This is a genomic window from Shewanella litorisediminis (assembly GCF_016834455.1).
Lineage (GTDB): Bacteria > Pseudomonadota > Gammaproteobacteria > Enterobacterales > Shewanellaceae > Shewanella > Shewanella litorisediminis.
Genome location: NZ_CP069213.1, coordinates 25152 through 47500 on the forward strand (window position 1 = coordinate 25152; position 22349 = coordinate 47500).

At 53.9% G+C, this 22349-nt stretch carries 23 protein-coding genes (1 of these 23 only partly in view); 13 read left to right on the forward strand and 10 right to left on the reverse strand.

What is annotated here, in order from left to right:
* Positions 1–14: 14 nt before the first annotated feature.
* Positions 15–2165 carry a fatty acid oxidation complex subunit alpha FadB gene (gene fadB / locus JQC75_RS00110; RefSeq protein WP_203325556.1) on the reverse strand — a complete coding sequence of 717 codons (2151 nt, stop codon included), beginning with the start codon at positions 2163–2165 and terminating at the stop codon, positions 15–17.
* Between the two features lie 280 nt (positions 2166–2445).
* Between fadB and pepQ the strand changes: the two genes are divergently transcribed.
* The 4 genes from pepQ to hemG (JQC75_RS00130) all read left to right on the forward strand — a co-directional run bounded on the left by pepQ (position 2446) and on the right by hemG (JQC75_RS00130) (position 6504).
* Positions 2446–3765 carry a Xaa-Pro dipeptidase gene (gene pepQ / locus JQC75_RS00115; RefSeq protein ID WP_203325557.1) on the forward strand — a complete coding sequence of 440 codons (1320 nt, stop codon included), beginning with the start codon at positions 2446–2448 and terminating at the stop codon, positions 3763–3765.
* A 2-nt stretch (positions 3766–3767) separates the two neighbouring features.
* Entirely contained in the window at positions 3768–4388 is a 621-nt protein-coding gene (locus JQC75_RS00120; protein WP_203325558.1) for a YigZ family protein, read from the forward strand.
* Positions 4389–4513: 125 nt separating this feature from the next.
* Complete coding sequence (locus tag JQC75_RS00125; protein ID WP_203325559.1) at positions 4514–5971, forward strand: TrkH family potassium uptake protein; 1458 nt, start codon at positions 4514–4516, stop codon at positions 5969–5971.
* Entirely contained in the window at positions 5971–6504 is a 534-nt protein-coding gene (gene hemG, locus JQC75_RS00130; protein WP_203325560.1) for a menaquinone-dependent protoporphyrinogen IX dehydrogenase, read from the forward strand. The genes JQC75_RS00125 and hemG (JQC75_RS00130) overlap by 1 nt, the downstream gene beginning before the upstream one ends.
* An 11-nt stretch (positions 6505–6515) precedes the next feature.
* Here hemG (JQC75_RS00130) and JQC75_RS00135 read toward each other — a convergent pair whose 3' ends face one another.
* A complete protein-coding gene (locus JQC75_RS00135) occupies positions 6516–6824 on the reverse strand; it encodes an ArsR/SmtB family transcription factor (RefSeq protein ID WP_203325561.1) in 309 nt (102 codons plus the stop codon).
* Positions 6825–7013: 189 nt separating this feature from the next.
* On the opposite strand from JQC75_RS00135, the gene hemG (JQC75_RS00140) reads away from it, so the two are divergent.
* Positions 7014–7565, forward strand: a complete 552-nt coding sequence (gene hemG / locus JQC75_RS00140; protein WP_203327074.1) for a menaquinone-dependent protoporphyrinogen IX dehydrogenase — start codon at positions 7014–7016, stop codon at positions 7563–7565.
* A 5-nt stretch (positions 7566–7570) separates the two neighbouring features.
* On the opposite strand, the gene JQC75_RS00145 is transcribed toward hemG (JQC75_RS00140), so the two are convergent.
* The 5 genes from JQC75_RS00145 to def are packed head-to-tail and all read right to left on the reverse strand — an operon-like array spanning position 7571 to position 13207.
* Entirely contained in the window at positions 7571–9013 is a 1443-nt protein-coding gene (locus JQC75_RS00145) for a TrkH family potassium uptake protein (RefSeq protein WP_203325562.1), read from the reverse strand.
* 2 nt (positions 9014–9015) lie between these two features.
* Positions 9016–10425, reverse strand: a complete 1410-nt coding sequence (gene trkA / locus JQC75_RS00150) for a Trk system potassium transporter TrkA (protein ID WP_203325563.1) — start codon at positions 10423–10425, stop codon at positions 9016–9018.
* A 17-nt stretch (positions 10426–10442) separates the two neighbouring features.
* A complete protein-coding gene (rsmB, locus tag JQC75_RS00155; RefSeq protein ID WP_203325564.1) occupies positions 10443–11726 on the reverse strand; it encodes a 16S rRNA (cytosine(967)-C(5))-methyltransferase RsmB in 1284 nt (427 codons plus the stop codon).
* On the reverse strand, positions 11726–12688 hold the full coding sequence (gene fmt, locus JQC75_RS00160) for a methionyl-tRNA formyltransferase (protein ID WP_203325565.1): 963 nt from the start codon (positions 12686–12688) through the stop codon (positions 11726–11728). Before fmt ends, rsmB begins: the two co-directional genes overlap by 1 nt.
* Positions 12689–12703: 15 nt before the next feature.
* The gene (gene def / locus JQC75_RS00165) at positions 12704–13207 is read right to left on the reverse strand and encodes a peptide deformylase (protein ID WP_239002051.1); all 504 of its coding nucleotides are present in this window, start codon (positions 13205–13207) and stop codon (positions 12704–12706) included.
* Positions 13208–13331: 124 nt separating this feature from the next.
* On the opposite strand from def, the gene JQC75_RS00170 reads away from it, so the two are divergent.
* The 3 genes from JQC75_RS00170 to JQC75_RS00180 are packed head-to-tail and all read left to right on the forward strand — an operon-like array spanning position 13332 to position 16018.
* Positions 13332–14435: a LysM peptidoglycan-binding domain-containing protein gene (locus JQC75_RS00170; protein WP_203325566.1), complete on the forward strand. Its 1104-nt coding sequence runs from the start codon at positions 13332–13334 to the stop codon at positions 14433–14435.
* A gap of 48 nt (positions 14436–14483) precedes the next feature.
* Positions 14484–15536, forward strand: coding sequence for a DNA-processing protein DprA (gene dprA, locus JQC75_RS00175; RefSeq protein ID WP_455431331.1), 1053 nt, complete (start codon positions 14484–14486; stop codon positions 15534–15536).
* A gap of 2 nt (positions 15537–15538) precedes the next feature.
* Positions 15539–16018: a DUF494 family protein gene (locus tag JQC75_RS00180; RefSeq protein WP_011758169.1), complete on the forward strand. Its 480-nt coding sequence runs from the start codon at positions 15539–15541 to the stop codon at positions 16016–16018.
* Between the two features lie 48 nt (positions 16019–16066).
* Here the strand turns inward: JQC75_RS00180 and JQC75_RS00185 are convergent, their stop codons facing one another.
* Positions 16067–17806, reverse strand: a complete 1740-nt coding sequence (locus tag JQC75_RS00185; RefSeq protein ID WP_239002052.1) for a collagenase — start codon at positions 17804–17806, stop codon at positions 16067–16069.
* Positions 17807–18026: 220 nt separating this feature from the next.
* On the opposite strand from JQC75_RS00185, the gene JQC75_RS00190 reads away from it, so the two are divergent.
* From JQC75_RS00190 to hemF, 3 genes are all read left to right on the forward strand, one after another.
* Positions 18027–18590 (forward strand): DNA topoisomerase family protein, encoded by a 564-nt coding sequence (locus tag JQC75_RS00190; RefSeq protein ID WP_203325567.1) that lies wholly within the window; start codon positions 18027–18029, stop codon positions 18588–18590.
* Positions 18591–18697: 107 nt separating this feature from the next.
* Positions 18698–19261 (forward strand): L-threonylcarbamoyladenylate synthase type 1 TsaC, encoded by a 564-nt coding sequence (gene tsaC, locus JQC75_RS00195; protein WP_203325568.1) that lies wholly within the window; start codon positions 18698–18700, stop codon positions 19259–19261.
* A 13-nt stretch (positions 19262–19274) separates the two neighbouring features.
* Positions 19275–20189, forward strand: a complete 915-nt coding sequence (gene hemF / locus JQC75_RS00200) for an oxygen-dependent coproporphyrinogen oxidase (RefSeq protein WP_203325569.1) — start codon at positions 19275–19277, stop codon at positions 20187–20189.
* Between the two features lie 34 nt (positions 20190–20223).
* Here the strand turns inward: hemF and JQC75_RS00205 are convergent, their stop codons facing one another.
* Positions 20224–20655 carry a group II truncated hemoglobin gene (locus tag JQC75_RS00205; protein WP_203325570.1) on the reverse strand — a complete coding sequence of 144 codons (432 nt, stop codon included), beginning with the start codon at positions 20653–20655 and terminating at the stop codon, positions 20224–20226.
* 166 nt (positions 20656–20821) lie between these two features.
* On the opposite strand from JQC75_RS00205, the gene aroE reads away from it, so the two are divergent.
* Positions 20822–21643 (forward strand): shikimate dehydrogenase, encoded by an 822-nt coding sequence (aroE, locus tag JQC75_RS00210; RefSeq protein ID WP_203325571.1) that lies wholly within the window; start codon positions 20822–20824, stop codon positions 21641–21643.
* A 2-nt stretch (positions 21644–21645) separates the two neighbouring features.
* On the forward strand, positions 21646–21903 hold the full coding sequence (locus JQC75_RS00215) for a DUF1488 family protein (RefSeq protein ID WP_203325572.1): 258 nt from the start codon (positions 21646–21648) through the stop codon (positions 21901–21903).
* Here the strand turns inward: JQC75_RS00215 and JQC75_RS00220 are convergent.
* Positions 21900–22349, reverse strand: the 3' portion of a protein-coding gene (locus tag JQC75_RS00220; RefSeq protein WP_203325573.1) for a gamma carbonic anhydrase family protein. The gene runs 99 nt beyond the window's last position; the window shows 450 of its 549 coding nt (coding positions 100–549); the start codon falls outside the window, past its right edge; the stop codon is at positions 21900–21902. The genes JQC75_RS00215 and JQC75_RS00220 overlap by 4 nt on opposite strands.

Genomic DNA, 22349 nt, shown 5'->3' on the forward strand with positions numbered 1-22349 from the left:
TAATCCTTCCCTAATCAGGCCTTTGGATAGTAGCTGCCATTGTTACTGGCAAGTTCGCGCATGGCGTCGGTCACCTGATACAGGCCGCCCAGATGGGCATATTTATCGGCAAGCGCCACGAAGTTGGCAACACCCAGCGTATCCAGATAGCGGAACACACCGCCACGGAATGGAGGGAAGCCAAGGCCATAGACCAGACCCATATCGGCTTCTGCAGGGCTGGCAACTATGCCTTCTTCAAGGCAGCGTACCGTTTCGATGATCATGGGGATCATGGTGCGGGCGATGATTTCATCGGCATCAAAGCTCTTCAGCTCACCAAAAGCAGACTTGAGCAGGTCGTAGGAGTCTGCCACGACTTCTTTTTTCGGCTTGCCGCGCTTGTCGATGCTGTACTGGTAGAAGCCCTTACTGTTCTTCTGACCGAGACGACCGGCTTCGTACATCACATCGATAGCGTCTTTACCTGACTTGCCCATGCGGTCCGGGAATCCTTCGGCCATTACGGCCTGGGCGTGGTGACCCGTATCCAGACCCACCACATCCAGCAGGTAGGCAGGGCCCATTGGCCAGCCAAATTGCTTTTCCATCACTTTATCGATGGCTGCGAAGTCGCCACCTTCTGCCAGCAGACCATTGAAGCCGGCAAAATACGGGAAGAGCACACGGTTAACGAAGAAGCCTGGGCAGTCGTTTACCACAATAGGGGTCTTACCCATCTTGCTGGCATAAGCCACAACAGAAGCAACGGTTTCTTCGCTGGTGTCTTTACCGCGAATGACCTCAACCAGCGGCATCTTATGTACCGGGTTAAAGAAGTGCATACCGCAGAAGCGAGCCGGATTTTTCAGGCTTTTCGCCAGTAAATCGATGGAGATGGTGGACGTGTTGGAGGCGATAATGGCATCGTCTGCCACCATGTTTTCGACCTCTGCCAGCACCATGGCCTTAACCTTGGGATTTTCCACCACGGCTTCCACCACCACGTTTACGTCTTTGATGGGGGCATAGTCCAGCGCCGGTGTGATGTTATTCAGCACCTTGGCCATCTTGTCTGGGGTAGAGCGGCCTCGCTCAACCTGAGCGGACAACAGCTTGGCGGCCTCATTCAGACCCAGATCCAGCGCGGCCTGAGTGATGTCTTTCATGACGATAGGGGTGCCCTTGCTGGCACTTTGGTAGGCGATACCGCCACCCATGATACCGGCGCCAAGCACCGCGGCTTGCTTGATATCCTTGGCCAGTTTGGCAGCCTTTTTGGCCTTGCCTTTTACCAGCTGATCGTTGAGGAAAATGCCGATGAGCGCAGTGGCAACGTCGGTTTTGGCCAGCTTGATAAAGGCATTGTGCTCTACTATCAAGGCCTCGGCACGGCTCATGCCGGCAGCTTGTTCAACCACAGACACGGCGGCCATGGGCGCAGGGTAGTGTTTGCCGGCAACGGCATACACCATACCTTTGGCGGTGGTGAAAGACATCATGGCTTCGAGCTTGGGCAGTGTCACTGGCGCCTGTTTGCGGGCGCGGCGAGCTTGCCAGTCGAGCTTACCGGCGAGGGCGTCTTTGAGCATCTGAATGGCAGCAGCTTCCAGATTTTCCGGGGCGACTACCGCATCAATGGCACCCACTTTGAGCGCATCTTCAGGGCGCTGATCTTTACCTGTGGTGATCCACTCCAGTGCGTTGTCGGCACCAATCAGGCGTGGCAGGCGTACGGTACCGCCAAAACCGGGGATAAGACCGAGTTTGGTTTCTGGCAGGCCTATCTTGGCGCTGGTGTCGGCAACACGGAAATCGGTGGCCAGAATCGCTTCACAGCCGCCGCCCAGGGCGAAGCCCTTGATGGCCGACACGGTTGGGAAAGGCAAGTCTTCCAGCTTGTTGAATACTACGTTGGCCTGGGCTATCCACTCCATCAATTTGGCGTCTTCTTCAGCGAAGAGGGCTAAAAACTCAGTGATATCGGCGCCAACAATAAAGGTGTCTTTCCCGGAGGTCAGTACAGCGGCCTTGGCATCAGAGTCTTTGAGAACATCGAGTGCGGCATTGAGGGAGGCGAGGGTTTCACGATCGAACTTGTTGACCGAGCCGGGAGCGTTGAAACACAGCCGGGCAATCTTGTCATCGGTCAGTTCGACCTGGATTGTAGGACTTTGGTAGATCATGTGCTTGCTTTCCTTTTGGTCAGGAATCCATCTGGCGACGGACTCTCCTTATCACAGCAAATGCGGCCATCATTTGACCATTTGTTTGCCAGTGTGCGTCCAAAAAACAAAAATTACAACACCCAATTAAAACGATCGTTTAATTGTTTGGCGGCTAGGGCGCTTTTTGGCCTTTGTGATACACTGCACAGCACACAGAATAGTTCGCCAAGACGGTGTTTGGGATGTGGTTTTTCAAAAATTCCGTCAGGTGTCGTACATCGCAGACAGGATAATTCACATGGAAAATTTGGCCCCGCTGTACGTCAATCACATCAATGAGCAAAACCGTCGGGTAGCCGATGTGCTGGCCCGCGAGCAACTCGAAGGTCTGGCCATTCACTCGGGTCAATACCACCGTCAGTTTTTGGATGACATCAACTATCCCTTCAAGGCCAATCCGCATTTCAAGGCCTGGCTGCCGGTGTTGGACAACCCCAATTGCTGGATATTAACCAATGGTCGCGACAAGCCAGTGCTGGTGTTTTATCGCCCGGTGGATTTCTGGCATAAGGTCAGCGATGTGCCCGAGAGTTTCTGGACCGAGCATTTCGAGATCAAGCTGCTGACCAAGGCGGAGAAGGTGGCGGATCTGCTGCCAAAAAACCTCGACGCCTGGGCTTACATTGGTGAGCATCTGGATGTTGCCGATGTACTCGGTTTCAGGAACCGCAACCCCGATGGGGTGATGAACTACTTCCATTGGCACAGAAGCTTCAAGACCGACTATGAGCTGGCATGTATGCGCGAGGCCAACCGCATCGCTGTGATAGGCCATCACGCTGCCCGAGAAGCCTTCTACAAGGGCGCCAGCGAGTTTGAAATACAGCAGCAGTATCTGTCGGCAATCGGCCAGGGGGAAAACGACGTGCCTTACGGTAACATCATTGCCCTTAACCAAAATGCCACCATCTTGCATTACACGGCGTTGGAACACGGGGCTCCGGCCACAAGGCATTCGTTTTTAATCGACGCCGGCGCCTCTTTTAATGGCTATGCTGCAGACATTACCCGTACCTATGCATTTGAAAAGAATGTGTTTGATGATCTAATCAAGGCCATGGATAAAATGCAGCGAGAGCTGGTCGATATGATTCGCCCCGGTGTGCGTTTTACCGAGCTGCATCTGGCGACTCATCACAAGCTGGCGCAACTGCTGCTGGAGTTTGATGTTGCCAGAGGCGATGCCAGCGACCTGGTGGAGCAGGGGGTAACCAGTGTGTTCTTCCCCCATGGGCTTGGGCATATGCTGGGGCTTCAGGTGCACGATGTGGCGGGATTTGCCCATGATGAGCGTGGCACCCATTTGGCTGCGCCTGAGCGTCATCCTTTCCTGCGTTGTACCCGTATCCTCGCGCCCCGCCATGTGCTGACCATCGAACCCGGATTTTACATCATCGACAGTTTGCTGGCCGACCTTAAAGCCGATGGCCGCGCTGACGCTGTGAATTGGGACATGGTGAATACCCTGCGCCCCTTTGGTGGCATTCGCATCGAAGACAACGTGATAGTGCATCAGGAACGCAATGAGAATATGACCCGGGATCTGGGGCTTAACTGATAGTGGTCGAGAAGTACCCCATTCCTGCCGGTGAGCAGGTGTTTGAAGAAGAAATCAAGGCCAGCCGGTTTATCACTCTGCTGGGGCATTGCGGCTCTGAATCAGAGTTGAAGTCAGCACTTACTGACGTCAAAGCCCGCTACCCTGGTGCGAGTCACTATTGCTGGGCCTATATTGCCGCCGCGCCGGATAACAGCATTGCCATAGGTGCAAGTGACGATGGCGAGCCCGCCGGCAGTGCCGGCAGGCCCATGTTGGCCACCCTGCAAGGTTCAGGACTGGGCGAGGTGATGGCCATAGTCGTACGTTACTACGGTGGTACCAAGCTGGGTGTGGGCGGTTTGGTTCGTGCTTATACCTCCGGTATCAAAAAGGCGTTGCCCAACCTGGAAACCCGCTTAAAGGAGCTTAAGTATCCCTCGTCACTCAGCTGTGATTATGCCCAGCTCGCAGACATTGAATACCTGCTCGGCAAGCATGGGGCAGATATTGGCAGTCGGGATTTCTCCGGCGCTGTGTGCCTTGAGTTTGTTTTGGCAAAAGACAAGCTGACGCCCCTCAATCAGGATCTGGCGACCTTAAGTGCCGGGCAAATTCAGGTGGCATTTACCAAAACCGAATAGAATATCTGCACCGAACGCGGCAATATTTTGATGACCGTGAATGAGTGCCAGTTAAGGGGAATTGTGCGACAATCCCTCAATTATCCAAAAAGCGCCCGGCATCAAGGGAATACCAGAACCGTTCCATGCAATACAGAACAATAATAAGGATTACCGGCCTGTTGATGGGGCTGTTTTCCATCACCATGTTGCCACCCGCGCTGGTCGCTATCTATTACAAAGATGGCGGCGGTACCGCATTTATTCAGGCCTTTGTGGTGAGTCTGCTCTTGGGATTTATCTTTTGGTATCCCAATCGCAAGCATAAGTCGGAGCTGCGAACCCGCGAAGGCTTCCTGATTGTGGTGCTGTTCTGGACGGTACTGGGGTCTATAGGTGCTCTGCCATTTATCTTCTCATCTACGCCGGATTTAAGTTGGACCGATTCTTTCTTTGAGTCGTTTTCCGCGCTTACCACCACAGGGGCGACAGTGATAGTGGGGCTGGATAGCCTGCCAAAGGCGATTCTGTTCTACAGGCACCTGCTGCAGTGGCTGGGTGGTATGGGGATCATCGTGCTCGCTGTGGCCATTTTACCCGTGCTCGGTATCGGTGGCATGCAGCTATACCGCGCCGAAATTCCCGGTCCGGTAAAAGACAGCAAGATGACGCCACGCATCGCGGAAACAGCCAAGGCGCTCTGGTACATTTATCTGCTGCTGACCGTAGCCTGCGCCACCGCGTACTGGGCAGCCGGTATGTCGGTATTTGATGCAATTTGCCACTCGTTTTCCACCATTGCCATCGGTGGCTTCTCCACCCACGATGCGAGTATGGGGTATTTCGATAGCCCGGCCATCAATATGATTTGCGTCGTGTTTTTGATTATCGCTGCGGTCAATTTCAGTGTGCATTTTGCTGCCATGAGCCGCAGGGGCATTAACCTCAGGGTGTATTTCCGTGACACCGAATTCAAGATTTTGGTGGCGATTCAGCTGCTGCTGACCGCCATTTGTTTTGCAACCCTTTACCATTCGGGTATTTACGATTCCCCTGAAGAGACTTTCGATTACGCGCTGTTTCAGGCGGTTTCCATTTCTACCACGGCAGGTTTCGGCACAGAGAGCTTCCACCTTTGGCCGCTGTTTTTACCCATGCTGCTGATTTTCTCGAGCTTTATTGGTGGCTGTGGTGGCTCCACTGCCGGTGGTATCAAGGTGATACGGGTGGTGCTGCTGTTACTGCAAGGCAGCCGGGAGCTGAAACGTCTTGTTCACCCCAGAGCCATGTTCTCCATCCGTATTGGCAAAACCGCGCTGCCGGACCGGGTCGTGGATGCGGTGTGGGGTTTCTTCTCTGCATATGCGCTGGTGTTCGTTATCTGTATGCTCATTTTGATGGCCATGGGGCTGGATGATATTACCGCCTTCAGTGCCACGGCTGCGTGCCTGAATAACCTGGGCCCCGGGCTTGGCGAGGTGGCCAGCAACTATGCCAGCATAGGCGATGGTGCCAAATGGGTGCTGGTGGTAGCCATGCTGTTTGGCCGATTGGAAATCTTTACCCTGCTGGTGCTCTTTACCCCCACATTCTGGAGAACCTGATGACCCATACCCTGATCCTCTATTCCACCGTGGATGGCCAGACCCGCAAGATTTGTGAGCGTATCAAGACACGTTGTGAGGCGGCTGGCGAGCAGGTCACCCTGGCTGATATCGCCGGGGCTGAGGCACTGCTTGCAACAGCGGATAAGGTATTGGTGGGGGCAAGCATACGTTATGGTAAACACAGGCCGGCACTGTTTGAGTTTGCTGCCAAACACGCTGCCTTGCTGGGTAATAAGATTAACGGGTTTTTTACCGTGAATGTGGTGGCTCGCAAGAGTGAAAAAAATACCCCGCAGACCAACCCTTATATGCAAAAGTTTTTGCGGCTGTCCGCGTGGCAACCACAGCAGCTGGGTGTGTTTGCCGGTAAGATAGATTATCCCCGCTACGGCTTGTTTGACCGTACCATGATCCGTTTCATCATGTGGATCACCAAGGGCCCCACAGATATCAAGGGCACCTTCGAGTTTACTGACTGGGACAAGGTGGACAGCTTTGCCGATGCGTTTGCCGCCCGCAAAGCACCTTAAGCCAAAGCGCCTTAAACGCTGCAGTAGCGCTGGTGCAGGATAGAGATGATTTCGGTGACCTGCTCGTTTTTGAGCTTGTAGTACACCAGCTGTGAGCTTTTACGGGTATCGACCAGATCTTCGGCTCTGAGCACCGCCAGATGTTGCGACAGCGCGGATTGGCTTAAGGGCACGATTTCATTGAGCTCGGTGACACTCATTTCATTGTCCAGCAGCAGACACAGGATCATCAGCCGATAAGGATTGGCAATGGCTTTCAGCCACTTGGCAGCGGATTCTGCGTTACCTACCATGGCATTTACATCAATATTCTGTTGCATTTACGGCTCTCAGCGACACTTTTGATTAGATGATTCTAATTGAGTGTCGCTGTCAAGGCAATTTCCCGCGCCATAAGTGTGACCTCTTTGGCAATTGCGTATTTATGATGCCCGTTTGTGAGCTTGGAAGGCGACAGCCTGAGGCTCGCTTGCCACAATGGCATCATTGCCCAACTTGGAGCCAGAGACATGCCACAGACTCAGCAGCGTCAACATTTGCTTATTTATTTCTCCCGCGGTGGCCACACCAAAAAAATCTCTGAGGCGATAGCGGCAAGACTTGAAGCCGGTGGGCACGGTTGCACCTTGATGTCGGTCGGGGATGCACTGCAAAAGGCACCGGATTGGGACGCCTTCGATGTGGTGGCGCTGGGCGCGTGTGTTCTCTATGGCTCTTATGACAAGTCAGTGTTTGAGTTGGTTGACCGATATGGCGCGGTGCTAAGCAATAAAGCCTCCAGTTTTTACTGCGTTAACGTAGTGGCCCGTAATCCCGAAAAACGTATCCCGGAAAACAACAAGTATTTACAGAAGTTTCTCGCCTTGTCGCCCTGGCAACCGGGGGATTTGAAAATCATCGCGGGTAAGGTGGATTATCCGTCCTGGCCCTGGTACGACGCGTTAATGATCCGTCTTATCATGAAGATGACCAATGGCCCGACCGATCCCAAGGCGGTAATAGATTACACCGACTGGCAGGACGTCGATGCCTATGCCGACCATTTGGCGACGCTGAAGTAAGGTTGTCAGTATTGCCAGAACTTGGGATGGAAAAGCACCGCAACTGTGAGGATCTCCAGCCGTCCCAGTAACATGCCCAGGGACAGGGCCCATTTGGCGCTGTCGGGCAGGCTGGCAAAGTTGCCCGCCGGGCCTATCACGGGGCCAAGTCCAGGGCCCACATTGGTGACCGCCGTGATGGCGCCGGTGAGGCTAGAGATGGGATCCACTCCTACGGCCACCAAAAACACAGCCAGCGCGACAGTCACACCCATAAACAGCAGGATAAAAGTGACCAGCGAGCGGATAATGTCATCACTGATGGGGCGGTGGTTGTAACGCTCGCGGAAAATCCCAGCAGGGTGTATTTGCTGCTTTAACTGCTCGCGCATAATGGCGCCCGCGATTTGAAAGCGGAAGATTTTAATCCCGCCTGACGTGGAGCCGGAGCAGGCACCCACAAACATCAAAAACAAAAACGCCACATTGGCCAGCGGCCCCCAACTGCCATAGTCGGTCAGGCCATAGCCCGTGGTGGTAACCACCGAGACGACGTTAAAGCTACTCAGGCGCAGGGCATCACAAAAGGCGAGATGTTTCACCTCAGCAAGCCAGGCGCCAAGTAACATACTCACCAGGGCGACAAACAGCAAAAACCCTTTTACCTGGGCATCATTCCATACACTGAGACTGCGGCCGCGCAACATTTGCACGAAGATAAGCAGGGGCAATCCACCCGCCAGCATAAAGCTGGTACTGACCCAGTGGGCCGCGGGGGTGAAATGCGCCATGGACTCGTCGGAGGTTGAGTAGCCACCGGTGGAGAGGGTGGTCATGGCATGGTTGATTGCCTCAAACCAATCCATGCCCGCGAGGTGATAACCCAGGCCGCACAATATGGTCAGCAGGATGTACACCTGAAACAGGTTTTTGGCCATGTCCTGAGTGCGTGGGGTGGACTTGTCGCTCCAGTCCGATGATTCGGTGCGAAAAAGCCGCATGCCCCCCACGTTCAGAAAAGGCAGCACGGCCACTGCCATTACGATAAAGCCAATCCCCCCGAGCCACTGCAGCAAGGAGCGCCAAATCAGGATGCTGCGGTCCATGTTATCCAGCCCCGACAACACGGTTGAGCCTGTAGTGGTGATGCCCGACATGGTTTCGAAGAAGGCGTCGGTATAATTGATGCCGTGGTACAGGGTAAAGGGCATGGCCGCAAACAGGCTGACAACCAACCAGGTGATGCTGGTCAGCAAAAACATGTCGCGAATGTTGAGTTTTAGCGTTTTCTGCTGGCCGCTGCTGATGCAAAAGCTGGCTGCAGCCCCCGTGACCAGGGATGAAATCATAAAGGCACCGGAGGTCTCATCCCCATGCAATAAGGCAAACAGCAGGGGGATGAGCATAAAGCCCGCCAACATCGACAAAAAGGTGCCGAGGATAAAGAGCAGCGGCCTCAGGTTCAGCATGGTCAGAAGAAGAACGCGCTGGGTTGGAACAACCTTTCGACCTCTCCGATAAACTTCTTGTTCACCAAGAAAAGGATTACATGGTCGCCCTGCTCGATAACTGTCCTGTCGTGGGCCATAAGCACTTCGTCGTTGCGGACAATGGCGCCAATGGTGGTGCCCGGTGGTAAGCGGATTTCGCCGATTTGTTTGCCTACCACCTTGGATGTGCTGGGATCGCCGTGGGCGATGGCTTCAATGGCTTCGGCCGCACCGCGGCGCAGGGAGTAAACGTTACAGATATCCCCCTGGCGGATATGGGTCAGCAACGCCGAGATGGTGGCTTGCTGAGGCGAAATGGCAATATCGATATTGGCTTCCTGCACTATGTCGACATAGGCTTCTCGTTGGATAAGCACCATTACTTTTTTGGCGCCCATGCGCTTTGCCAGCAGCGCTGACATGATGTTGGCTTCATCGTCGTTGGTAACGGCAATAAAGACATCTGTCTGGTCAATGTGCTCCTCGAGCAGCAGTTCCTGATCCGAGGCATCACCGCAAAAAACCGTGGTATTTTGCAGCTTTTCAGACAGGGCTTCGGCACGCTCTGCCTTGTGCTCAATCAGTTTGACCGAGTGATTGCGCTCGAGCTTTTTCGCAAGACCCAGGCCGATATTCCCGCCACCGGCGATCATGATGTTGCGATAGCTGTTATCGAGCTTTTGCATTTCACTCATGACTGCGCGGATATGGCGACTGTCGGCCACGAAGAAGACTTCGTCGTCGGCTTCAATAATGGTGGTACCGCGGGGCATGATGGGGCGCCCCTGGCGGAAAATGGCAGCCACCCGGGTATCAATATTGGGCATGTGCTCACGCAGTGCGGCAAGGGCATTTCCCACAAGAGGGCCACCGTAGTAAGCCCTCACTGCCACCAAACTCAGCTTGCCCTCGGCAAACTCCAGCACCTGCAGCGCACCGGGATATTCCACCAGCCTTTGTATGTAAGACGTGACCAATTGCTCCGGGGCAATCAGCTCATCAATCACAAAGCCGCCCCGGGTACGGTTATCGGAGTTTTTGGTTTCACTGTCGATAAACAGCCTTTCCTGCATCATCAGGTAAGGCTCTGAGCGGATACGGGCAATCTTGGTGGGGGTGCCAAACAGGGTATAGGCAATCTGACAGGCCGACATATTGCACTCGTCGCTGTTGGTCACCGCAATCAACATGTCGGCATCTTCGGCACCGGCCTCGCGCAGTACGTCAGGGTGAGCGCCATGGCCTACCACAACCCGCAGATCGTATTTGTCCTGCAGGCTGCGCAGCTTGTTTTTATCGCTGTCGACTATGGTGATGTCGTTGTTTTCACCCACCAGGTTTTCTGCGAGGGTGCCCCCGACTTGACCTGCGCCCAAGATGATAATTTTCATGGCGTTTGCCTAAATCCCTAAACCAGCGCTTTTTTCAGGCGGGCGTAGTAAAACCCGTCCATGTCGTCCTGCCCCGGCAGTATTTGCCAGCCGATTGCCGCTTTGTCAGTTTGTGTTGGCAGAACTTCCAGCGTGGCGTCAGGCGTTCGTTCCAGGAACGCTTTGATCTGTTCACTGTTTTCATCGGGCAAAATCGAGCAGGTTGCGTACAGCAGTGTGCCACCGGGTTTGAGCCACTGCCAGCAGTTGTCGATAATTTGCTGCTGAAGTTTGGCAAGCTCGGCAATATCGTTGTTTTGTCTGAGCCATTTGATGTCCGGATGGCGGCGGATAACCCCGGTAGCAGAGCAGGGCGCATCCAGCAGGATGCGGTCGAACTTATCGCCCTGCCACCAACTGCCAATGTCGCCGGCATCGCCGTGGATGACTTCGGCGTTAAGCTTGAGGCGCTCGAGGTTTTGCGTTACCCGCTCGAGGCGTTTTTCATCGAAGTCCACCGCGACCAGTTTGATATCAGCCAGCTCCAGCAGGTGGCAGCTTTTCCCTCCGGGCGCCGCGCAGGCATCGAGCACCAGCTCGCCGTTCTGGGGGGCGAGCAGGCTGGCTGCCCACTGAGCGGCTCCATCCTGCACCGAGCAGGCACCCTCGGCAAAATTCGGCAAACGGGCGACATCGGTGGCAAATTCAAGGAAAATGGCATCTTCCCCCTGACCTGCCACAGCACTGATCCCGGCCTCGGTCAGTGCCTGCAAATAGGCACCGCGGTTTTGGTGGCGCTGATTGTTTCGAAGCCACATGGGAGGACGCTGATGGGAGGCCTCGATAATGGTTTCCCAGTCATTTGGGTAGGCGTTTTTCAGGCGGCGGATTATCCAGGCCGGAAAGTTGTACTTGAGGGTGTCGTTGGACTCATCAAGCGGTGGCATCTGGCGCTGGATGTTGCGCAGAACACCGTTGACCACTTTAACCAGGCTCTCGAAGCCAAGGGCACGGCTGCCTTCGGCGGTTTCGGAGATAGCGGCGTGGGCCGGCACCCGGGTGAAGTACAGCTGATAGGCACCCACCAACAACAGCTGGTGGACAACGCGCTGTTTACCCTTCAGGGGCTTTTGCATATAGCCGCTGACCAGCTTGTCGAGCTGGGGCAGGCTGCGCATCACGCCGTAGCAAATCTCTGCCAGCAGCGCCTTGTCTTTACCATCACGAAGCCAAAGCTGCTGCGCAGGCAACGCCACAGAGAGTGATACGCCACGCTCCAACACATCGAAAATCGCCTTGGCGGCGAGGGCGCGAATATTCATCAAGCTTGTGCCTCAGGGCTGGAAAGTAGCGTGCCGGCAACGAACCATTCGCCGCGACTATTCAGAATGTCCGCCACATCCATGGGTTTCTTGCCGGGTAACTGCATTTTTTGAATACGCAACACGCCATCGCTGGTGGCCACATCGATACCCTGCTTACCTGCTGCCACAATGGTTCCGGCTGCTTGCTGGGCATTCTCGGCAATGACGCAGGCTTGCCAAACTTTAATGGTCTGGCCCTGATGCTCAAAGTAGCTCACAGGCCAGGGGTTAAAGGCGCGCACTTCCTGCCAGAGGTTTTTGGCGGGCTTGGTAAAGTCGAGGCGTGCCTCTTCTTTGCTGAGTTTCTCGGCGTAGTTCGCCAGTGCCTCGTCCTGCTTTTCAGCTTCCAAACCCTCAGCGCTGAGCGCCGCCAGGGCATCGAGCAGCGCTGCTGGACCTTGCCCGGCCAACTTCTCATAGAGACTGGCGGAGGTGTCGTCATCTTCGATGGGCAAACGGGTCTTCAGCAGCATATCGCCGGTATCCAGACCTACATCCATCTGCATAATGGTGACACCGGTTTCGGTATCGCCAGCCCAGAGCGCCCGTTGAATAGGGGCAGCACCGCGCCAGCGCGGCAGAATGGAGCCGTGGACATTAATACAGCCGAGGCGCGGGGTATCCAGCACCGCCTTGGGCAGGATAAGGCCATAGGCGACCACGACCATGATGTCGGCGCCGAGAGCGGCCAATTCCTGCTGCGCCGGTTCTTTACGCAGTGATTTGGGCTGAAACACCGGGATCTGGTGTTCCAACGCCAACGACTTGACCGGGCTTGGGGTTAACTTGTGGCCCCGCCCTGCTGGTCTGTCCGGTTGGGTATAGACGGCAATGACTTCATGCTCAGAAGTCAGCAGTGCCTGCAGATGGCGGGCAGCAAAGTCCGGCGTGCCGGCAAAGATGATTTTCAGTGGCTTCAAAACGATTCCTGAATCTTATTTGTCGTTGCGGGCGGCTTTTTCCAGCTTTTGGCGAATGCGCTGACGCTTCAGGGGAGAAAGATAGTCAACAAAGAGCTTGCCGACGAGATGGTCCATCTCATGCTGCAGGCAAATGGCAAACAGGCCGTCGGCTTCCACGGTAAATTCTTCGCCGTTACGGTCAAGGGCCTTAACGGTAATCAACTCGGCGCGATCGACCTTGGCGTAGACGCCAGGCACCGACAAGCAGCCTTCTTCGTTACAGAAGTCACCGCTCTTTGCGACGATTTCAGGGTTAATGAATACCTTGGGGCGCTCAACCTCGTCCTGCAGATCCATCACAATCAGCCGCTGATGGAAATCGACCTGGGTTGCGGCAAGGCCAATCCCGTTTTCTTCGTACATGGTTTCAAACATGTCGTCGATTTGCGATTGGAGTGCGGGTGTAAATTCCGTCACCGGCTTGGCAACTGTCCTTAATCTTTCGTCGGGAAAACGTAAAACTTTTAATAGAGGCATACTTAAACTCTTAACAAGTCTGTCAAATCCGTGCCAGTTGGTTATACTGACTTTGCTATTGGGTCAATTTTAATCCGTAGCGACAATCAATAACAGTAAAAGCTCGCCTAACGAGCCAAACAACATGGATGCTCCCATGAAAAGGTTAATTCTAGTCGCGTTAATCTCTCTAACCAGTTCGTTTGCCATGGCAGATACCCTGACGCTTAAGCCAGGCCATCCGGACACTTACGTCGTCGTGAAAGGGGATACCCTCTGGGATATTTCTGCGAAGTTCTTAAACGACCCCTGGCGTTGGCCCAAGCTTTGGAATGCCAACCCACAAATTGCCAACCCCCATTTGATTTATCCCGGGGATCGTCTGACATTGGTCTTCATTGATGGCCAGCCGCGCTTGGTCGTTAAACCTCAGGTTCGTAAGAGCCCTGAAGGTCGGGTTATGCCAAAAGGTGGTGCCATTCCTGCGGTGAATCTGGAGCTCATCCAGCCTTACCTGAGTCAAAATCGCGTGGTTGACGATGAATGGTACGCGCAGCAGCCCATGGTGCTTGGCGGCGAGAGTCCATCACGTTTCCACATCGAGCGTGACGTGATTTACGTTCAGGCCGAACTGCCCGTTGGTATGAAGGTTGCCGCCTATGAGGCTGGTCGTATCTTTACCGACAAGACCACTGAAGAGACTCTGGGACGTGAAGTCATTCTGACCTCAAGTGGCCGTGTGGTTGAATCCGGGCCTATATCCAAAATCCAAATCAGTACCAACCTGCGGGAAACCCGTCCAGGCAATCGCGTATTGCCCATCGAAGACGAAGCATTGATGTCCGCTTACTTTATGCCCAAGCCTGCTGATGTCGCCGATGCCTACGTGCTTGGTACTGAAAAAGATATCCGCGAAGTGGGTAAGTTGGATGTGGTTTACATCAGCAAGGGTGTGAACGATGGGGTAGAGCCCGGTGACGTGTTTGCCATTCATCGCGACGGTGAAACTGTGGTCATTGATAAAAATGGCACCCCTGAGCCAAGCATAGATCGCAGTGCCTACGGGAATCTCATGGCAAAATTTGGCAGCGACAGCGCTATCAAGCTGCCCGACGTTTATCACGGCAATCTCATGGTGTTCAAAGTATTCGATAAAGTGAGTATGGGCCTTATCATGATCAACAACCGTCCGGTGCGCACTGATGACAAATTGTCGGTGCCTGCGGAAACCGGGTTAGCGGGGGAATAAATCGCAGCCAGTCTGGTTGACTGGTTAATTGTCGGTGCTGTTTCCGGGTTGGGACCGACCCGGATCGGGCAATTACTCGAACACATGGATGTGGAAGAGCTGAGACAAAGGCTGGAAACGGAAAAAGACTCCTTGCCCTTGTCGCCCTCTCTGCGGTCCGGCCTGGTTGTGGATTACCGCTTGGTGGACGCGGCGTTGCAATGGCAAGCCGCATCCACAAACCACCATCTCATCTGTTTTGATGACCCGCGCTACCCACCCTTACTCAAAACCATCACAGACCCACCAGTCTTTCTGTTTGCCAAAGGTCAGGCCGAGGCTTTGCTGCGACCTTCTGTTGCCATGGTCGGCAGCCGGGCGGCGAGTTACAGTGGACTGCAAAGTGCCAGAATGCTGGCCTCCGGACTGGCAGGATACGGGTTTGCTGTGGTCAGTGGTTTAGCGGCCGGCATCGATGGTGCCTGTCATCAGGGGGTATTGGCTGCGGAGGGCGTGACCCATGCGGTGCTTGGTACGGGGATTGATGAAATTTACCCCAAAAAACATGTCGGTCTGGCGAATGAGATTTTGGAGAGCGGGTGCATTGTGAGTGAGTTCTGGCCTGGTACGCCTGTCTTTGCCGGTAACTTTCCAAAGCGAAACCGCATTATCACCGGAATGGCGCTGGGAACGCTGGTGGTTGAGGCGGCCAGAAAGAGTGGCTCACTGATTTCCGCCAGATTGGCGATGGAGCAGGGGCGAGAGGTTTTTGCCGTACCCGGCAGTATACTGGATGAAAGGCATCAGGGATGTCATGATTTGTTGCGTCAGGGGGTAAAACTTGTTTGCGATGCTGCCGATATAGTGGAGGAACTTGCTAGCATGTTGAGTTGTCAGCTTGATATGTTGCCCCAAAGCCCCCATATCGAAGCTGAAAGCGGTCAGGAGTTGCCATACCCGGAGCTCTTGGCTAGTGTAGAGTATGAGACCACACCCATAGACAGGTTGGTGGAACATAGTGGTAAACCGATAGATCTTGTGCTGGAACAAATACTTGAGTTGGAGTTACAAGGTTGGGTTGCTGCAGTACCCGGTGGTTACGTCAGAGTGAAGAGGAAATAGCTATGTTTGACATCCTCATGTACCTATTCGAGAACTATGTTCAGAATGACCTGGAAGTTGACATGCTGGTGGACGAAGACCAGCTGAAAAAAGAACTGGCTCTTGCCGGGTTTCGCCAAACAGAAATTATCAAGGCGCTGAACTGGCTGGAGCATCTGGCAGATCTTCGCGACAGCGAACAACCCTATTTGTGTCACCATGAGCAGCACTCATTCCGGGTATATACCCCGGAAGAGATGGAGCGCCTGGACGTAGAATGCCGTGGCTTTCTCATGTTCCTTGAGCAGATAAAGGTGCTCAATGTCGAAGCCCGTGAGATGGTGATAGACAGGGTGATGGATTTGGATGAATCCAGCCTCACATTGGACGATCTCAAATGGGTTATCATGATGGTGCTTTTTAATGCACCAGGCCAGGAAATGGCGTACAACCAGATGGAAAATATGATGTTTGATGAGCAGCCCGGCCGGCTGCACTCCTGAAACGTCACTTATAAAAAAGGAGACCGTGGGTCTCCTTTTTTATTGCTGTCAGAAATGAAAGTGCAGCCCATCGGAGGTTAAATGAGGCGGCTGCAAATAGTCACGGTAGGCATAGCGGTTGATTTTGCGGGGCAGGGCATCAGTGGCGGTGGGGGTTACGTTGGGGGATTCAAGCAGCGTTGCCAGCCAATCACTGAATGCGGTTTGTTCATTTGCCGCCAAGGTCTGCAACCGGGTCTCGTAGCCTTCGAAATAATCGGTTTTCAGATGCTTTACTATTTCCTTCAGGGCATTGGGCCGCTGCTCCGCGAGAAAACGGATCGCGAGATAACTCCATCTATAGGTCCTGTCCAAGCCATCCTGATATTCGGTGGCAAAAATCTCAGCAAGCGAAGGGGTTGATGCCTGCTTTTCTCGGGCAAGCGCCATAGCTTCAGGATTTTCAGTGCCTTTTGACACATATTCCGCCAGCCCTTCCGCCCACCACACCATCTTGCCCGGAAAGTGACCGAAACCACCGTACTTTACAAAGCGACCATCAAGATAATGCACGTACTCGTGATTCAGGTTCCAGATGGCAAACTCAGGCGCAATCCACCATTGGCGGAAGGCGAAAAAGCTCGCCTGGTTACCGGGTTTGGAAGGTGTTCCTTCGATATACATGCCGCCATTGTCTGTGCCTATGTCAAACAGCAGCTGTCCGTAGGCGTTGTATTGGCTCCAGTTTTTGAAGGCAACGACCTGCAGGGCTTCGTTGAAGTCGTTCGCGGTGGGTAGCCTTTGGGTATCGAGAAGCTCGTGGAAGCTGTTTTCCTGGGAGATTAATCGGGTGCAGCTTTCGGCAAACTCAGCGGTGGTCAAATCCTGAGACAGGATATACAGACGCTCGGAGCAAGCGTGGCGTTGGGGCAGCACCTGAGTCAGTTCCGGGATAACACAGAGTTCATCCTGCTCGCAGGCCTCTTTTCCGCCAAAGCGGTTGACGTGGTAGCCAAGGGTATAGGTTGCTTTGGCGGCACTCCCTCGAATGGCGGCATCGGCGCTGGCAATGCCCTTAACTGCATTATCCAACTTGAGTTCCTCTGGTGTCGTTTCGCCATTTTCGCCAGCAGGCAGAGTCAGGCGATAGAGTGCCAGTGCCCAGTAGGCGTTCATTCTCGGCCAGTCATCAGCGCCTTGGATGGCGGCGCTGCTGCGAGCAAAGTTAAGCAGAGCAGCGTCAGCTTCTGATGCAAGCATGATCTTGGTTAGGCGGCTATCGGGGTGTTTACGGCTCTCAAACAATAAAAAGCCGTAGGCTCTGAGGGTTTCCCACAGGGCATAGTCCCGCCCAATCGACACAGGTTCAGCTGCCAATTGCGTGAGCTGCACTGCCAACATTTCAAGAAAAGGGACAATCTCATCGCCGCGGGCTTTATCGGCGAGGAATCGATAACCCACCACGGCAATTTGTTCCCGGGTGCTGTCAGGCGCTGTTTGAGCTGAGCGCGACAAAATCGTGGCAAGGCGTGATGCTCGCTTTTCATCCATCACATCCATGTCACCGAAATAGCTGTAGGCGCGAAGATAGATCAGCAGCTTTTTGTGATCAGCTTCTGGCTGCTCAAGCAGTGCCAGTGCCAGATTGAAATTGGCCTGGCTGTAGAGTTCGGTATCTGCCGCCAAGACATCTTCTATGACGGCAAGCCTTGGCGTTAAAGTATCAGTCAATTCGACGATTGATGTGGGAGTTTGGTTACAGCCAGTGAGGCCGAACAGCAGGCAGAGGGCGAGGGTTTTTGCTTTCACTTTCAGTCTCTATTGTTATTTTGGATACAATATAACATCGTGCGTTTGAGCTTGCACCCCTCTCCATCCGGCCTTGCCTGATGTTAATCATCGCTTGGCGGCAACCATTGCAGAGTGTTAACCACGGTTTGGAGTCCATGGTTAGGGTTATTCACCCCCGTTGGCTTTCAGCCAGGCCTGCCAGTTGCTAAAATGGCTGCAGTTTGCAGTAGAGGTCGCCATGTCCAAAATAGATCACAGCCTGTTCAGTGCCCACGAGCACGCTCTGGAGCGCGAGTTTGAGCTCTGCCCCGAGTGCGGCAGCGAGCTGTCGGTCCGCCACAGCAAGCATGGCAGTTTTGTCGGCTGCAACAATTACCCCAATTGCCAATATACCCGTCCCCTGGTTCAGCACGAATCCATCGAAACCCAGGTTATAGAAGGCTCAGCCTGCCCCGAGTGTGGCCACGAGCTGGCGGTTAAATCTGGCCGGTTCGGTATTTTCATCGGTTGTACCCAATACCCACAGTGCCACCATATTGAGAAACTCGATCAGGCCGCGCCGGAAGAGGCCGTAGCCTGCCCGGTATGCAAAGCCGGTTTGATGGAGCACAGAACCAACCGCTACGGTAAAGGTTTTTACGCCTGTTCCTGTTATCCCAAGTGCAAGTTTTTGGTGAACTACCCGCCAGTAGCAGAGACCTGCCCAGACTGTGGCTTCGGCCTCTTGGTGCAGCGAAAAGGTGCCAGTGGCACACGACTCGAGTGCCCCAATAAACCGTGTAAATACAAACGGCCTCTTTGAGCCTGGTCGCATTTCTTTTAGCTTGTCCCCCATGTCGCTATAATGAGCGCCCTGCCAAATGATGGGGTGGTATTGGCGCAAATTTATCAATCTTTGAGATGACGTTAATGTTGCAGGTAAACCCCTCTGAAATCAGTGGCATCATCGAAAGTGGGGCTGTGGTGGCTTATCCAACCGAGGCGGTATATGGTTTGGGCTGTGACCCGGATAACGATGCCGCGATAGAAAAGCTGTTGGCAGTAAAGCAGCGTCCTTGGGAAAAGGGACTTATTCTGATTGCCAGCGGCTTCGACCAGCTTAAACCCTATATTGATTTAAGCCGCGTGACCGAGGCCCAGTTACAGTTTGCCTTCGATAAGTGGCCGGGTCCTTTCACCTTTGTGATCCCGGCGAAAGCCGGAGTGTCGCGTATGCTCAGGGGGAGCTTTGATACCATCGCCGTGCGGGTGACTGCCCATGAAGGCGTGCGTGCCATGTGTGATGCCTGCCGAAAACCGCTGGTGTCGACCAGTGCCAACCTGGCAGGAGAACAGCCAGCCCTGACATTGGCTGAAGTTCAAACTCAGCTGGGTGATAAAATCGACGCCGTGGTGTTGGGACAGCTTGGGCAATCTTGTCAGCCATCCACCATTATCGATATTCAAACCGGACATATTTTCAGAAAAGGATAAGAAGGAATACAGCATGGGACTTCCCAACGCCGATGAGGTAAAAGCGTTTTTAATGCAGCTGCAGGCTAACATCTGCGCTGGCCTGGAAAGGCTGGATGGCCAGGCGCGCTTTGCCACTGACAGCTGGCAGCGCGCCGAAGGCGGCGGAGGTGTTAGCCGGGTGCTGACCGATGGCGCTGTGTTTGAGCAGGCCGGGGTGAACTTCTCCCATGTGATGGGAGCATCCATGCCTGCGTCTGCTACGGCACACAGACCCGAGCTGGCTGGCCGCAGCTTTGAGGCGATGGGGGTTTCCTTGGTTATCCACCCAAAGAACCCTTATATCCCAACTACCCATGCCAATGTGCGATTCTTTATTGCCCGTAAAGAGGGTGCCGACCCCGTGTGGTGGTTCGGTGGTGGTTTTGATTTAACGCCTTACTATCCGTTCGAGTCAGACGTTAAAGAGTGGCACCAAAGCGCCAAAGACCTGTGTGCGCCCTTTGGCGATGATGTGTATCCCAAGTACAAAGAATGGTGCGACAAGTACTTTTTCCTGCCACATCGTGGTGAAACCCGTGGTGTTGGCGGTCTGTTCTTCGATGATCTTAACCATTGGGAATTTGAGAAGTGCTTTGACTACATGCAGGCAGTAGGGAATGGTTTCCTCAAGGCTTATGCGCCGATTGTGGAGCGTCGTAAAGACACGGCTTATGGTGAGCGTGAGCGTGATTTTCAGCTTTATCGTCGCGGCCGTTATGTGGAATTTAACCTGGTGTACGATAGGGGCACCCTGTTTGGGTTGCAAACCGGTGGCCGCACCGAATCGATTCTGATGTCGATGCCACCTCTGGTACGTTGGCAGTATGCCTACAGCCCTGAAGCCGGAACCCCAGAGGCAGAGCTGTACGAGCGCTTCCTCAAGCCCCAGGATTGGCTGGCTAATTAATTCATGAAGATAACCAATAAGCTTGAAAAATAGCTTATTGGTTACGCATATGGTCTGCCAGGGTAGCAATGGCCTGGTAGATCACTTTGCGGTGCTCTTCGTTATCCACTGCTTTTTCCAGCGCATGCTCCATGCAAACAAGCCACTGATCCCGCATTTGCTCATCAATGGCGAAGGGCATGTGCCTCGCCCGCAGGGCAGGATGGCCATACTTTTGCTGAAAAAGCTGAGGCCCGCCGAGCCAGCCGCTCAAAAACTCATACAGCTTTTGCTCTGAGTGCTCGATGGGGCCCGGGTGCATTGCCAGCAGCTTTTGAGTGTCTTCGCCCTGCTGCATACGGGCGTAAAACTGCTTGGCGATGGCGCGTATGGTCTTGTCGCCGCCTATCATGTCATAGGCGTTGGACTGATTCGGATCTCGGTCATCCTGAGGCTGTTGGCGGAATATCTTCTTTATCCAGTTCATTTTGCTACTCAGTGGAATACTGTTTTTCGCTGGCAATAACTGCCGGGCAGTATACATCAGCGTCGGTTTTTGTTGTGTACCTGAAAATTGTGCAGCACGGCGGCATTGCCGTAACCAAAAGGGCAAGGGTAGACTGAAGCCAATCCTCTCAGCCGATTTGTTATCCATGACAGACAGATACGCCGTGTTTGGCAATCCCATCAGCCACAGTAAGTCACCGCAAATACATGCCATGTTTGCCAAAGAAACAGGGCAGTCCCTCAGTTATGAGGCAATACTGGCACCTCTGGAAGGCTTTGCCGAAGCCGTCGCCGCATTTATGGCAGAGGGCGGTAGAGGGGCGAATGTGACAGTGCCCTTTAAAGAGCAGGCTTTTGCCCTGAGCGATGAACTCAGTGATGACGCCCGCATTGCCGGTGCAGTCAATACCCTGATAAAGCTGCCGGATGGACGCCTTCGGGGTGATAACACTGACGGTATGGGCCTGGTGGCCGATTTAATCAGGCACGGTGTCGAGTTAAGCGGTAAGCGGGTTCTTTTGGTGGGAGCCGGTGGGGCGGCCCGTGGTGCTTTATTGCCGCTCGTTCGGGCTGGCGCCAAACTGACCATCAGCAATCGAACACTGAGTAAGGCCGAAGCGCTGGCGGCGCTGTGTCCTGAGGCCAATATTGAACTTATTGAAGGTAGCCAAATTCGAAGTGCCTTCGATGTGATTATTAACTCAACATCGGCGAGCCTCAGTGGTGACTTGCCAGCCCTGTCAGCGAGCGCTATCGACAATCAGACCGTGTGTTATGACATGATGTATGGAGCAAAGCCGACAGTTTTTAATGAGTGGGCTCAGTCGTTGGGGGCAAAAGCCTGTATCGATGGCCTGGGTATGTTGGTAGGTCAGGCCGCTGAAAGCTTTTATTTATGGCGCAAAGTAAGGCCCAATGCTGCGCCCGTGCTGCAAACCCTGCGGCAGAGTCTTATTTCAGGAGTGTAAATATGAATCAAAGCATTATCTTTGCAGATGCAATTTCCATCGATGGCAAGAAGCAGCAACTGATGCTGGTGGCCCATCAGCAGGGGATGCGTATTGAATGTGTTCTGCCCTTTGAGCGTCTCAGCGCCTTAAGCGGAGAAGAGGTGACTGTTACCAACGCCGCGGCCTTACTCGAAACCGTGCGTTTTGAAGTGGAAGAGATGGCTGAGTCACTCATCGAAGAAGATGCCTTCGATGAGTGGGGGCGGATAGAGCTTTAAGCGGGAGATTGCTCCTGCAGATATTCATCTTTCAGCAGTACGTAGTTTTGGGCTGACTGGGGGAGAAACTTAAGTTCAGCTTCGGTCAGCGGTCTGGCCTGCTTGGCCGGGCTGCCTACATAGAGATAACCACTCTCCAATACTTTACCGGGTGGCACCAGGGAACCCGCACCCAATATCACGTCATCACTCACATGGGCGCCGTCCAGTATAATAGCGCCCATACCAATCAGTACCCGGTTGCCCACGGTGCAACCATGCAACATGGCCTTGTGGCCGACAGTGACGTCATCACCAATAATCAATGGGTGGCCATCTGGCTTGGCTGGCGTTTTACGGGTGACGTGCAAAATAGTGCCGTCCTGGATGCTGGTTCTTTTTCCTATGCGGATATGATTCACATCGCCACGGGCGGCAACCATGGGCCAAACACTGGCATCATCACC